The sequence below is a fragment of the Paraburkholderia sp. CNPSo 3272 genome, from assembly GCF_024206495.1.
GTDB lineage: Bacteria > Pseudomonadota > Gammaproteobacteria > Burkholderiales > Burkholderiaceae > Paraburkholderia.
The window spans coordinates 273,705-286,288 of the sequence record NZ_JAMBPQ010000005.1 but is presented as its reverse complement, the minus strand read 5'-3'; the positions used below and the strand labels follow the sequence as shown (position 1 = coordinate 286,288).

12 protein-coding genes are annotated in these 12,584 nt (G+C 65.2%); 8 read left to right on the top strand and 4 right to left on the bottom strand.

Features of this window, described 5'->3' with window-relative positions; translation table 11 throughout:
- Positions 1 to 7: 7 nt before the first annotated feature.
- The gene (locus M3I53_RS09175; RefSeq protein WP_254315624.1) at positions 8 to 283 is read right to left on the bottom strand and encodes a hypothetical protein; all 276 of its coding nucleotides are present in this window, start codon (positions 281 to 283) and stop codon (positions 8 to 10) included.
- Between the two features lie 378 nt (positions 284 to 661).
- Between M3I53_RS09175 and M3I53_RS09170 the strand changes: the two genes are divergently transcribed.
- The 7 genes from M3I53_RS09170 (at position 662) to M3I53_RS38160 (ending at position 8,369) form a co-directional block, all read left to right on the top strand.
- Positions 662 to 1,363: a CDP-alcohol phosphatidyltransferase family protein gene (locus tag M3I53_RS09170; RefSeq protein ID WP_254315687.1), complete on the top strand. Its 702-nt coding sequence runs from the start codon at positions 662 to 664 to the stop codon at positions 1,361 to 1,363.
- Positions 1,360 to 2,169: a 2OG-Fe(II) oxygenase gene (locus M3I53_RS09165; protein WP_254315623.1), complete on the top strand. Its 810-nt coding sequence runs from the start codon at positions 1,360 to 1,362 to the stop codon at positions 2,167 to 2,169. The genes M3I53_RS09170 and M3I53_RS09165 overlap by 4 nt, the downstream gene beginning before the upstream one ends.
- Positions 2,166 to 3,176, top strand: coding sequence for a flippase-like domain-containing protein (locus M3I53_RS09160; RefSeq protein ID WP_254315622.1), 1,011 nt, complete (start codon positions 2,166 to 2,168; stop codon positions 3,174 to 3,176). The genes M3I53_RS09165 and M3I53_RS09160 overlap by 4 nt, the downstream gene beginning before the upstream one ends.
- 28 nt (positions 3,177 to 3,204) lie before the next feature.
- A complete protein-coding gene (locus M3I53_RS09155) occupies positions 3,205 to 3,984 on the top strand; it encodes an NTP transferase domain-containing protein (RefSeq protein WP_254315621.1) in 780 nt (259 codons plus the stop codon).
- Between the two features lie 229 nt (positions 3,985 to 4,213).
- On the top strand, positions 4,214 to 5,617 hold the full coding sequence (locus M3I53_RS09150; protein ID WP_254315620.1) for an MFS transporter: 1,404 nt from the start codon (positions 4,214 to 4,216) through the stop codon (positions 5,615 to 5,617).
- Between the two features lie 134 nt (positions 5,618 to 5,751).
- Positions 5,752 to 7,482: a gamma-glutamyltransferase gene (gene ggt, locus M3I53_RS09145; protein ID WP_254315619.1), complete on the top strand. Its 1,731-nt coding sequence runs from the start codon at positions 5,752 to 5,754 to the stop codon at positions 7,480 to 7,482.
- A gap of 344 nt (positions 7,483 to 7,826) precedes the next feature.
- Entirely contained in the window at positions 7,827 to 8,369 is a 543-nt protein-coding gene (locus tag M3I53_RS38160; protein WP_302057615.1) for a LuxR C-terminal-related transcriptional regulator, read from the top strand.
- 18 nt (positions 8,370 to 8,387) lie between these two features.
- Here M3I53_RS38160 and M3I53_RS09135 read toward each other — a convergent pair whose 3' ends face one another.
- The 3 genes from M3I53_RS09135 to M3I53_RS09125 all read right to left on the bottom strand — a co-directional run bounded on the left by M3I53_RS09135 (position 8,388) and on the right by M3I53_RS09125 (position 11,305).
- The gene (locus M3I53_RS09135) at positions 8,388 to 8,579 is read right to left on the bottom strand and encodes a hypothetical protein (RefSeq protein WP_254315618.1); all 192 of its coding nucleotides are present in this window, start codon (positions 8,577 to 8,579) and stop codon (positions 8,388 to 8,390) included.
- 34 nt (positions 8,580 to 8,613) lie between these two features.
- Positions 8,614 to 10,317, bottom strand: coding sequence for an FAD-dependent oxidoreductase (locus M3I53_RS09130; protein ID WP_254315617.1), 1,704 nt, complete (start codon positions 10,315 to 10,317; stop codon positions 8,614 to 8,616).
- 169 nt (positions 10,318 to 10,486) lie between these two features.
- Positions 10,487 to 11,305: a helix-turn-helix transcriptional regulator gene (locus M3I53_RS09125; RefSeq protein WP_254315616.1), complete on the bottom strand. Its 819-nt coding sequence runs from the start codon at positions 11,303 to 11,305 to the stop codon at positions 10,487 to 10,489.
- Positions 11,306 to 11,535: 230 nt separating this feature from the next.
- On the opposite strand from M3I53_RS09125, the gene M3I53_RS09120 reads away from it, so the two are divergent.
- Positions 11,536 to 12,558, top strand: a complete 1,023-nt coding sequence (locus M3I53_RS09120; protein ID WP_254315615.1) for a VTT domain-containing protein — start codon at positions 11,536 to 11,538, stop codon at positions 12,556 to 12,558.
- Positions 12,559 to 12,584 lie beyond the last annotated feature (26 nt).

Here is a 12,584-nt window from a genome sequence, read left to right as displayed (position 1 = left end):
TGCCCGCTTACTCCTGCTTGCAGAAGATCGCAGTCAATAGCGGTCCGGCATGGTGGACGATGGCGTTATTGCCCGCCGCCGTGAGGGCCGCCTGCACCCTGGCCTGGGTGCCGACCACGACGGCCCCGTAGGCGGAAGGGGCGATGGGCGTGCCGTCGCCGGTCTTGAAGAGCGGGTCGTCCTTCTGGAAACCCACGATGGCGAACACGCTGAAGCCATAGGCGGTCATGCGCTGGCCATGCGCGGGCCAGAATGCGTTGATCGAATTGCTTTCGACCTTCATGGGCTTCGGATCGATCAGGTTTTGCGTGATCAGCCCCGAGATGAACTCGTGTGCGGACTCGCTGCAGGTCAGCGAATCGTCGATGACGGCGGCCTCGGCATTGCTGGCCAGAAGCGTCAGGACAGCGAGAAAAAGGGCGGCAAAAGTAAAGCGTTTCATTGCGTGAATGGCGAAAGTGCGTGCGCCGCGCCGGTTTCGGCGAGGCGCACAACGCCCGGGCTGGCGCGAAGGGTTGCACTCTACGCGTGTTCGGACAACTTCGCTTGGCGGCCCTGTGGGAGCCGATCCGCCGCTTTTCCTTACAGAATCGAAAGCAAAAAGCGGGGCGAACGTCGCCATACCTGCAAGATTTCTGGAAGGCGTATATATTGCGCGGTTATGACCAAAAAAGATAAACCTGTAAAAATGGCTCCGAAAGCGGTGCCGCTGCCACGTACGTGGGACGCTCGCGCGGCGCGCTGGCTCGTTACCCCGCTTGTACCCACGCGTGTTACCCCGAATCATCTGACCACGCTGCGACTCCTGATCGGCGTTGCCGGCGGCTTTTTTCTGGCGCGCGGAGACTTTCTGCACGTCAATATTGGCGCGTTTCTAATCGTACTGTCGAATTTTGTTGATCATACCGACGGCGAACTGGCGCGTATCAGCGGCAAGACCAGCCGCATCGGGCATCTCTACGATCTCGCGGCGGACGCGCTCGTCACCGTCTTGCTGTTCCTCGGCATGGGTTACGGCCTCGGCGTCGTGGCCGCCCATTCCGGCGCCGAATGGCGCGTGCCGCCGGCCGTGCTCGGCGGCATCGCGGGCGTCGCGGTCGCCGTGATTTTTTTCCTGCGCATGCGCATCGAGGAAATGGCCGGCAAGGCGGGCACCCGGCAGGCGTTCGCCGGCGGCTTCGAGACTGAGGACGTGCTGTATCTGCTACCCCTTGTCACGCTGACGGGCGTCGTGTCGCAATTCATTATCGCGGCTTCGATCGGGGCGCCGTTGTTCGCCATCTGGGTGGTGCTCGACTATGTGCGCGTGACGCGCCGCCTGCGCCCCGCCAAGGAAACCAGCCAGGTGTGGAGCAGCCGATGAGCTTGCAAGCAGAACAAGAACCGGTCGTGGCGCTGCACGTCCCCGCGCCAGCCCGCGCCGTACTCCCGGCGGCCGGCGAGCCGGACGGCGCGATCGGCCGCGCGCTGCAACCGCTGAACACCGCGCGCCTGCGCGACGACTACGAGAGCCAGGGCTCGTTCCTGTATCTCTCCGATTTTCTGCCCGCCGACGCCACGCAACAGTTGATCGACGCGGCCAACGCGCTGCTTCCCGAAGTCAACCGCAACTATCTGCCGGGCCACAAGGCGGGCGGCAGCGTGAGCCGTCATACCATCGACCGCCTCGCGCCGTACATCGCCGAGCTTTACCGCTCGCCGCAACTCATCGCGTGGCTCGAAAAGATCACGGGCGACCGCCTGCAGTTGTCGCCCGAAGAGGACCCGCACGCTTACGCGCTCTATTACTACACGCGCGCCGGCGATCATATCGGCTGGCATTACGACACCTCGTATTACGACGGCCGCCGCTATACGGTGCTGCTCGGCGTAATCGACGAGTCTTCGTGCAAGCTCGACTACGAACTGCACACGAAAGACCCGAGCAAGGCGGATGAACCGGGTTCGGTGCAATACCCGCCGGGTGCGCTCATCGTGTTCGACGGCGACAAGCTTCGCCATCGCGTCACGCCGAGCCTCGAAGGCGAAGTGCGCGTCTCGCTCACGCTCGAATACGTGACGAACCCGCACATGCGCCCGTGGCGGCGTTTCATTTCGAACATGAAGGACGCGATCGCGTACTTCGGTTTCCGCCAGGTGTTCCGCAAGGCATTCGGAGGCAAGGCGTGAGCCGTGCCGCCATCCTGCTGCTGTCGATCGGCACGGCGCTCTTCATCGCGCTGCTCGCCTGGCAGGGACTCGGGTCGGTAACGGGTGCACTCGCGGCTGCCGGCTGGGGGCTTGTCCTCGTCGCGGCGTTCCACGTCGTGCCGCTCGCACTCGACGCGGGTGCGATCGCTGTGCTCTTCGGCAAGGACGAGCGTGTCGATCAGCGCGATGCACTGCTCGCGCGGTGGACCGGAGAATCGGTCAACAGCCTGTTGCCCGCGGGCCAGATCGGCGGCCCCGTGGCGATGGTGCGCCAACTCGGGCAACGCGGCATGCAAATGCGCAACGCGGCTGCGGCCATCACCGTGAGCACGACGCTGCAAGCCGTCGCGCAGATCGTCTTCGCCGTATTCGGCATCGCGCTTTTTTCGGCCTACGCCGCGAATGGCGCGCCGCGCGATCTCGGCGTCGCCGCGCTGATCGCGACCGCCGTGCTCGGCGGCCTGATCGCGCTGTTCTATGTCGCGCAGCGCCGCGGTCTGTTCGGCCGCCTGCTGCGTCTCGCATCGAAAGTGTTCGGCAAGCGCGACTGGTCGGCGCTCGCCACGCGCGCCGACGCCATCGACGAAGCCGTGAAGTCGCTTTACGCGCGGCGTGGCCACGTGGCCGCCAGCTTCGCGCTGAGCCTGGCGGGCTGGCTCGTGGGCACGGTGGAAGTGTGGCTCGCGCTGCGCTTTCTCGGCCATCCCACAGGCTGGATCGATGCGCTGCTGCTCGAGAGTATCGGCCAGGCGATTCGCGGTGCGGCCTTCGCCATTCCTGGCTCGCTGGGCGTGCAAGAGGGCGGTTATCTGCTGCTCGCGCCGCTCGTCGGCCTGCCGCCCGAGGCGGCGCTCGCGCTCTCGCTTGCCAAGCGCGCGAGAGAAATCCTGCTCGGCTTGCCGGGCCTTCTGTATCTGCATTTCAGCGAACGTAGCTGGCAACGCCGGCGCGCCTTGCGCGTCCCCGCTGTCGAAGTCGCCGATTGACCTTTTCTCTCCCAAGGAACGTTTGCGCATGCGCGCCATCATTCTCGCGGCAGGCCTCGGCCTGCGCCTTCAGCAACAAGCTGGAGAACAGTTTCCGAAATGTCTGCTGCAGTTCGAGGGCGTGACGCTGCTCGAACGCCATCTGCAATTGCTGGAAGAGGCGGGCGTGACGGAAGTCGTGCTCGCGCTCGGCTTCCAGCCTGAGTTGGTCGAGGCCGAACTCAAGCGCATCGGCTGGCCGCATAAGGTCGAGGTCGTGATGAATCCGCGCTTCGACCTGGGCAGCGTGCTCACGGTGCATCGCACGGCAGAGGCGCTCACGCGCGGCGGCGACGTGCTGTTGATGGACGCCGACGTGCTCTACGACGAGCGCGTGTTCGCGCCGCTCGTGGCGGGCGCGGCGCCGGCCAACCGTCTGTTGATCGACCGCGACTTCGAAGCCGGTGACGAGCCCGTGAAGCTGTGTCTGCGCAACGGCGTGCCCGTCGAACTGCGCAAGCAGCTGGCGGTCGGTCTGCAATACGACGCGATCGGCGAGTCGGTGGGCTTCTTCCGCCTGAACGAAGCGACGGCGCGCCGCTTTGCGCAGATCGTCGAAGGCTACGTCGATACGGGCCGCGCGAACCTGCCCCACGAAGAAGCGCTGCGCGACCTGCTGCTCGAACGCGGCAGCGAGTTCGAAACCGCGGACGTGACCGGCGCGCCGTGGATCGAGATCGACTTCCCCAATGACGTGACGCGCGCCGCGGAGCAGGTGCTGCCGCAGCTGCGTCCCGTGGTGAGCCGCGTGAAGCAGGCCGCTATGTAAAGCGCATCTGCGCGGATTGCCCGACGCTGACTGTTTGAATCAGGCCGCGAGGTCTGTCTCCGCTTGAACGTGGAGGCGGGCTTCGCGGCTTTTACCTTTGCGCGCGCGTTTGCTGCGTGGCGCACACACGAGGAGCACCGCTTCATCTGTTGCCGGGTTCCCGTTTCCCGCAACAAGGGCCATAATGGCAGCTTTACGCCATCAGCCACGCTGATCGTCGTTCCTGCCCATGCCATTAGCCCTCGGCACATTCATCGTTCCGCTCATTGTCGCGTGCTCGATGTTCATGGAGAACGTGGACGGGACGGTCATCGTCACCGCGCTCCCCGCGCTGGCCCGCGATCTCGGCCAGGACCCCATCACACTCAAGCTGGCCGTCACGAGCTACGTGATTGGCCTTGGCGTGTTCATCCCGATCTGCGGCTGGGTGGCCGATCGCTTCGGCTCGCGCAATGTGTTTCGCACTGCCATCGGCATCTTCATGGCGGGGTCGCTGTTGTGCGCGGCTTCGCGCTCGCTCGAGATGTTCGTGGCCGCACGCTTCGTGCAGGGCATCGGCGGCGCGATGATGGTGCCGGTGGGCCGGATCATCATCTTCCGCTCGCTGCCCAAATCGGACTTCATTCGCGCGGTCAACTATCTTACGGTGCCCGCGCTGCTCGGGCCGGTCGTGGGGCCGCCGCTCGGCGGGTTCATCACCACGTATCTGCACTGGCGGCTGATTTTCTTCATCAACATTCCGATCGGCTTGCTCGGCATCTGGCTCGCGAACCGGCATATCGAGAACATGCACGAGGAGCATCCTGGGAGGCTCGACTGGGCCGGCTTCGTGCTCTCCGCGGGTGGGGCGTCGCTGTTCATGCTCGGCCTCTCGCTCGTGGGCGGCGAGATCGTGGCCACCGGCACCGCGGTGACGATGTGCGTGATCGGCGCGTTGCTGCTGGCGGCCTATTGGTTGTATGCGCAACGTGTCGAGCGACCCGTGCTCGATCTGAAATTTCTGCGCATCCCCACGTTCAATGCGAGCGTGGCGGGCGGGTCGCTGTTTCGCATCGGACTTGGCGCCGTGCCATTTTTGTTACCGCTCACGCTGCAGGAAGGGCTCGGCATGACGGCGTTCGCTTCAGGCGCCATCACTTGCGCTTCGGCGTTCGGCTCGATCTTCATGAAAGCGATCGTCTCGCGCGTGCTCGGGCGCTTTGGTTTTCGCCGCACGCTGATGGTCAACGCAGTGCTCGCGGGCACGGCCATCGCGATATGCGGCTCGTTCTCGCCTGGCATGCCCGTGTGGCTCATCTGGGTCATCGTGCTCGCGGGCGGGATCTTTCCTTCGCTGCAATTCACCGGCCTCAATTCGCTCGCCTACGCCGATATTCCGACGCGCGACATCGGCCGCGCCACGAGCGTGGCGAGCGTGATCCAGCAGGTGTCGCTCGGCCTCGGTGTGACGATCGCGGGCCTCGTGCTGCTGATTTCGCACCGGGTGCAAGGGCATTCGGCCATCGTCTGGTCCGACTTCTGGCCCGCGTTTCTGGTGGTCGGGCTCTTTTCGGTAGCGTCCATTCCGGTGACGATGCGATTGCCCGCAGATGCCGGAGAAGAAATTGCGCGCGGCCGGCGCGGCAAGGCCTGATCCGTGCCAGGAGGACGCCGTCTTGCACGGCAGGGGAATCAGCGGATCGCCGGATCGCAATCGTTTTCCTGGCGTGCTATAAGGCCAAGGCAGGTTTCCGGTAGGCCAACAAACCGAATCATGGGGTGAACTCGATGAAGCTGGTTGAAAAAACGAAAATTTCCGCTGCCGCTCTCGCACTGCTTTCGCTATCCGCCTTGTCCACGGGCTTCCTCGAAGCCACGCCGGCCTTTGCCAAGGATACGCAGCAACGCCCTGCGGTCCTCAATGCATCGGCCGTGGCCGTTGCCGACAAGTACGCGGCCGACGCCGCCGAGCAGATCTTCAAGGAGGGCGGCAACGCCGTCGACGCGGCGGTCGCCATCGCCTTCTCGCTCGCCGTCACATACCCCGAAGCCGGCAACATCGGCGGCGGCGGGTTCATGACGCTCTACGTGAACGGCAAGCCGTACTTCCTCGACTATCGCGAGCGCGCGCCGCTCGCCGCCACGCGCACGATGTACCTCGACGACAAGGGCAACGTGATCCCGGGCAAGAGCCTCTACGGCTACGACGCCGTGGGCGTGCCGGGAACGGTCGAGGGCATGTGGGAAGCGCAGAAACGCTTCGGCAAGCTGCAATGGAAGCAGGTGCTCGCGCCGGCGATCAAATATGCGCGCGACGGCTTCGTCGTGGACGAGCAGCTCGCGAAGCGCCGCGAGGCCGCGGAAAAGGACTTCGGCGACAAGACCAATTTCGACGACTACTTCGGCAACCTTAAGGAGGGCGTGACGTTCAAGCAGCCCGATCTCGCCAACGTGCTCACACGCATTGCGAACCAGGGCGCGAAGGACTTTTACGACGGCAAGACCGCGGACCTGATCGCCGCCTCGATGAAGGGCCACGGCCTCATCACGAAGCGCGACCTGCAGGAGTACAAGGCAGTGTGGCGCCAGCCCGTGGAGGCGAAGTGGAACGGCTACGAGATCATCACCGCGCCGCCACCGAGTTCGGGTGGCGTGGGCCTCGTGCAGCTGCTCAAGATGAAGGCGATGCTGGCGCCGCAATTCAAGGACGTGCCGCTCAATTCGCCGCAGTACATCCATCTGATCGCGGAGATCGAGAAACGCGTGTTCGCGGATCGCGCGCAGTATCTCGGCGACCCCGACTTCTACAAGGTGCCGGTTGCGCAGCTCACCGACGACGCGTACCTCGCGAAGCGCGCCGCCGAAGTCGATCCCGACAAGCCGTCCGACACGAAGGGCGTGCAACCGGGCCTCGGCACCTCGATGCCTGAGAAGGCGGAAACGACGCACTTCTCGGTGGTCGACAAGTGGGGCAACGCCGTTTCGAACACGTACACGATCAACGGCTACTTCGGTTCAGGCGTGGTCGTGCCGGGCGCCGGCATCGTGCTCAACGACGAGATGGACGATTTTGCGTCCAAGCCCGGCGTGCCGAACATGTTCGGCGTGGTGGGCAGCGACGCGAACGCGATTGCGCCGAAGAAGCGCCCGCTTTCGTCGATGACGCCGACCATCCTCACGAAGGACGGCAAGGTGGCCCTCGTGATCGGTACGCCGGGCGGGTCGCGCATCTTCACGTCGGTGTTCCAGGTCATCAACAACAACTACGACTTCGACATGCCGTTGAAGGACGCGGTGGCGGCGATGCGCTTCCATCATCAGTTGCTGCCGCCCAACACGATTTTCTGGGAGCCGTATGCGCCGATCGACGGCGATCTCGCCAGGCAGGTCGAGGCGAAAGGCTATGTGCTGAAGGCGCAGGACTTCAACGGTGATATTCAGGCGATCCGGATCAACGGCGATACGCCCGACGCGGTTTCCGATCCGCGCGGCCGCGGCGTCTCGCGCCTGATCCAGTAAAACCCAACGCCGATGCGAAACGATGCGCCGTGCATGAAAGCAAACCATTTCGCATCGGCAACCTGGCATGGGGTGGAGGAAGTTTGCATGACATGAGCGTTTGTCCTCAAATTTGGGGATGCCGCTCCGTGGTTCATCGCGTACTATGCAACCTCCGGCGGAAGACAGCCCTTTGCCGGCGTGTGTTTTTCTTGGGGCGGCGTTTGCCGCCCCATTTTCTTTTCGGCATGCCCGCTTCACGCTTCACAAGTCGCACTGCATATTGAATCCGTCAGGCACTAAGCTCTGACGTTTGCGCCGCCATGCAAGCAGGGGCGCGCGCCCACTTCTCATCGCACCCGAGCATGGACCTGACGAGCCGCGAACTCGCGTTGATCGCCGACGTCTTCAAGCTGCTGGCCGACCATATCTTGCCCGAGGGCGCCTTGCGTCTCGAGGTGGGGCGGCGCCTGCTCGAGCTGCTGCGCGCCGACGGCCTGCATGCGGGCGCGGACCTGTTCGTCTGGTCGGGCGAAGAGCATCTCGATCATCTGCGCGTTGGGCGCGGCAAGCGGCGCGAGCATTTTTCCGATCGGGAGCTGGTGTTTTTCGATCTGGTGCGCCCGGCTTTCATCGCTGCGCTGGCGCGCTCGCGCGCGCAGACGGGGCACGTTCAGCCGCCGCCGGCCGAGCCATCCACTGCGGATAACGAAGCGATCAGCCGCCTGACGCGACGCGAGCGCGATGTGGTCGCGCTCGTGGTGGAGGGGCTGCTCGACAAGGAGATCGCCGAACGGCTAGGCATTTCCTATACGACCGTGCGCACCCATCTCGATCGATCATTTCAGAAACTCGGTGTCAGCAACCGCTCGCGCCTCGCGCGGCTCGTGCAGTCGACGCAGCGCTGAGGCGCGCCGACCTTCCCGTTATTCCGCCACCGCCGCCGAAACGTTCTTGCCTGCGGCATCGATCAACCCGAGGCAGGTTTGCGGGTTGCCGATCCGTTCGATCGCGAGCAGCGCGAAACGCGCGAGAAAGAGCGGGCCGTTGGCTTCGCCCAGATTGGTCATGGTCTTGCACAGCTGCGTGTAGACGGCGTCGAGTTCGCTGTCGGTCATGGCTTTCTCCATCTTTACGTGTATCCGCCAGCGCTCAGGCGCACAGCGCGTGGTCGAGGGCGGCAAGCGCCTGCGTGGCGACGGAGCCGGACTCGCCGTGCCAGCGGCCGAGCACATGGCCGTCCGGGCGCACGAGGTAGAGCGTGCCGGGCTTGGCGCCGTACATCGGGAACAGGCGTCCGGTTCGATCCCAGCCGCTGCGGCGTGATGCGTCGCCGGGCTGGCGCTGCGCGAGCGGCGCCAGCGCGAACGGCAGTGCGCGCGCGGCCAGCGTCGTTTCGAGCGCGGCGATCGGGGCGGGCGTTGTGCCATCCTCGCTGAAGTAAAACGCCGTAAAGCATGGCGCGATCAAGTCGGTCAGGTGGCCGTCGCGCGCGCCTGTTTGATCGACGATCGTGAGCGGGCATTCGGGCAGCACCGTGCCCGGCGCCGGGCCGTTCGCGAACGCGTCGGAAGCCGCGTTGAGCGGCGAGGCCGCGTAGGCGATAGCCGAAGTCTGGCGCGGATTGATCAGCGAGCGCACGGCGGCGTGCTCGCGCGCGAGGCTCAGCACGGCGGTGCGCATCAGATCGAAGGCGAACGACGGCGGCGCCATGAACTCCGTGCTCTTCGTGCCGTAGCTCAAGTTTTCGTGCGCAGCGTAGACGCGCTCGTCGGAGTAGCTGTCGAGCAACGCGTCGCTCGCGAGGCCCTTCACGACATAGGCGAGCTTCCACGCCAGGTTGTCGGCGTCGTCGATGCCCGAGTTCGCGCCGCGCACGCCGAAGATCGGCACGAGGTGCGCCGCGTCGCCCGCGAACAGCACCCGGCCGTGGCGATAGCGCTCGAGCGTGAGCGCATTGGCCTTGTAGATCGTGATCCAGACGGGCGACCACGATGCTTTCTCGCCCATCATGTCGAGCAGGCTCTGCACGCGCGGCATGACGTTTTCGGGCTTGATCGCTTCGTCGGCGTCTTCGCCGTCGCGCAGCTGATAGTCGATGCGCCAGACGTTGTCGGGCTGCTTGTGGACGAGCACGGTCGAGCCGGGATTCGACGCCGGGTCGAAATATGCGAGCCGTTCCGTGGGCCGCGCGCTGTCGAGCAGGATGTCGACGATCACATAACGGCCCTCATAGCTCGTGCCCTGAAGCTTCAGGCCGAGCGACTCGCGCACCGTGCTGCGGCCGCCGTCCGCGGCGATGAGCCAGTCAGTCTGCGCGGTGTAGTCGCCCGCGGGCGTGGAGAGCGAGAGCGTCGCGCCATGCGCGTCGTCCTGCACGGCCGTCAGTTTCGTGCACCAGCGAATGTCGATGAGATCGGCCTGCCGCTCTGCCGCGTCGAGCAGGAACTGCTCGATGTGGTACTGCGCGAGGTTGACCATCGGCGGCAGCTTCTGGTTTTCGTCCTGCGGCATCGTGAAGTGCAGCACTTCGTCGTTGCGATAGAAGCTGCGCCCGCCGGTCCACGGCAGGCCCTTGGCGAGGAAGCCGTCGAGCGCGCCGAGTCGCTCGACGATTTCAAGGCTGCGGCGCGAAATGCAGATCGCGCGGCTGCCGTAGCAGACCGATGCGTCGGCTTCGATCAGCACCGAGCGCACGCCGTGCTTCGCGAGGCCGAGCGCGATGGCGAGGCCGACTGGACCGCCGCCGACGATGGTCACGGCGTGGCGCTGCGCTTCACGGCCGCCTTCGAGTTCGGGCAAGCGGGCGGCGTACTGCCTGGCCTCGAACGGATAGGGTTTGAATCCGGCGCTCATGGGGATTGCGTCTCCGATACATAAGTCTTGTGCTGCCGGCTTGCCCCGCGGGGGCGCTGGCGATGAAGGCAGTATGGAGCGCGAGGCGCGGGCCGCTGTCCTCAATTTGGGTACAGGGGCATACCGGGAGGTGCGCAGGCGTTCTGCTCTGCGCGCGTGCGGCGGGTCGTTAGCCCTGATCCGTCGCCAGACAAAGCGCAAAAAGCTGCCGCTGGCTAGAAATGCCCAGCCGCTGATACGCGCGTTTTTGATACGTCACCACACTGCTGGGCTTCACGCCCATGCACTCGGCGATTTCGACCGCGCTTCGTCCTTCGAGCACGCCGCGCAGGGCGTCGAGTTCGCGTTTGGAAAGCGTGGGGCAGAGTCCGCGCAGGCGCGCGAGCATCATCTGAGGAATGCCGAGCTGGCTCTGGCCGCGAATCGTGTAGTGATGCCGTGCCGACTCGCCGATCAGCGGGGCGAGCGATTCCACCAGTTCCACTGCACCCGGCTGAAAATTACCGGCGTCGCTTTCGCGGTACAAGTTCACGGAGAGCCAGATGTCGGCGGCCGGCTGCAGCAGCAGTGAGAGCCGGTCGGACACATTGGGCGTCGCGTAACACGCGGTGCGGTAACCGTCGTGCGCGATGTCCGCGCTGCTTTGCCAGTGCAGCACGAGCGACGAACCGGGCTTGTCGGTCGAACCGCCGCTGACGATCTGCTGATTGCCGTCGAGCGCGTAGAAGAGGCGCGCGTAGGTGTCGGCGACGTCGCGCAGAAAGCGCCCGCCTCGATGATCGGCCACGGAAACCGTGCGCGGCCGGTTGCCGAATTCGTAAGCGAACACGGTGCACTGCGTGACCGACGTCGCCGGGCCGAGCATGTTCAGCACTTCGGCGGCGAGCGCATTGGCGTCGTCGCGGCCGATGGCCGAAACGAGGCTGGTGACGCGCGAGAGGTCGAATTGACCTCCGTGCCTCGGTCTATCGAGATGCCAGTAACGCATGTTTCTTGACGGAAAACGGCTGGAAAAAGCAACTCTTATGAGATTAGCATCGTTTCGCATCGGCGCGAAAGCGACAGCAGCGGGGCCGGATCCCCGTCTGCGATGCCGCCGCGAAGCCTGCGTCAACGAGAGCAAGGAATGGCACGTTGGGGTAATCTCCACCCTCGGCCGGCGCGGTATGCGCGCCACGTTTCCTTACCTGAATATCCCTGCGCGCAGGTTATCTCGAAATGTTGACGCTCCCCACCGCGATTCCACCCGATTTCGGCGCCGGAGCGGTCTTTCTCAGCGTACTCGTCACGCAACTGGGCGTGCCCGTGCCGGCCGCGCCGGTGTTGATTCTCGCGGGCACGATGGCGGCGAGCGGCGAGACGTCCTACGGGAGCCTGCTGGCGGCGGCCGTGATCGCCACGCTGCTCGCGGACTCGCTGTGGTTCGCCGCGGGCCGCAAGCGCGGGCGGCGCCTGCTCAATGGCCTCGTGCGTTTTTCGCTGTCGCTGGACACGACGATCCGCATCGCGCGCAACGTATTCGAGCGCTACGGCGCGCCCATTCTCGCGGTGGCGAAGTTCGTGCCGGGGCTCGGCCTGATTTCCGCGCCGCTGCTCGGCACGACAACGGTGGCGGTCCACGTCTTCCTGCTGTGGGACACGGTCGGCGCGGCGTTGTGGGCGGGCACATGGCTGCTCGGCGGCGCGGCGCTCCATGCGGAAATCGTGCGATTCGCGGCGTTCGTGCGCGCGAACGGCATGACGATTTTCGACGTGCTCGCCGTGGCGAGCGTGCTGTTCCTCGCGTGGCGCTGCCTGCGGCGCATGCAGTTCCGCCACTGGCTGGCGACGCACCGCATTTCGCCCGATCAACTCGACGAGATGATGAAGTCGAGCGCGCCGCCCATCGTGCTCGACGCGCGTCCACAAGCCGTGCGCCAGAAGGAGGCCTACCGGATTCCCGGTGCGCGGCCGCTGAATCTCGAATCGAGCGAAGAACTCTCGCCCGAGCTGATCGGGCGTCCGATCGTCGTGTACTGCGTGTGCCCGAACGAGGCGACGGCCAAGCGCATCGTCGATCAGTTGCGCAACAAGCACATCTATCATGCGCGCGCGCTCAAGGGCGGCCTCGACGCCTGGGAGCGCCACGGTTATCCGGTCGAGCCGCTGTCCAACGAGTTCCACGCGGCGCATGCCCATGCCGATGAGCTTGAGGCGGGCGAGGAAGCCGAATACACCGTGCGGGCAAGCCTTTCCAAATAACGGTAGTCCTTGCGCCGCGCGTTGCC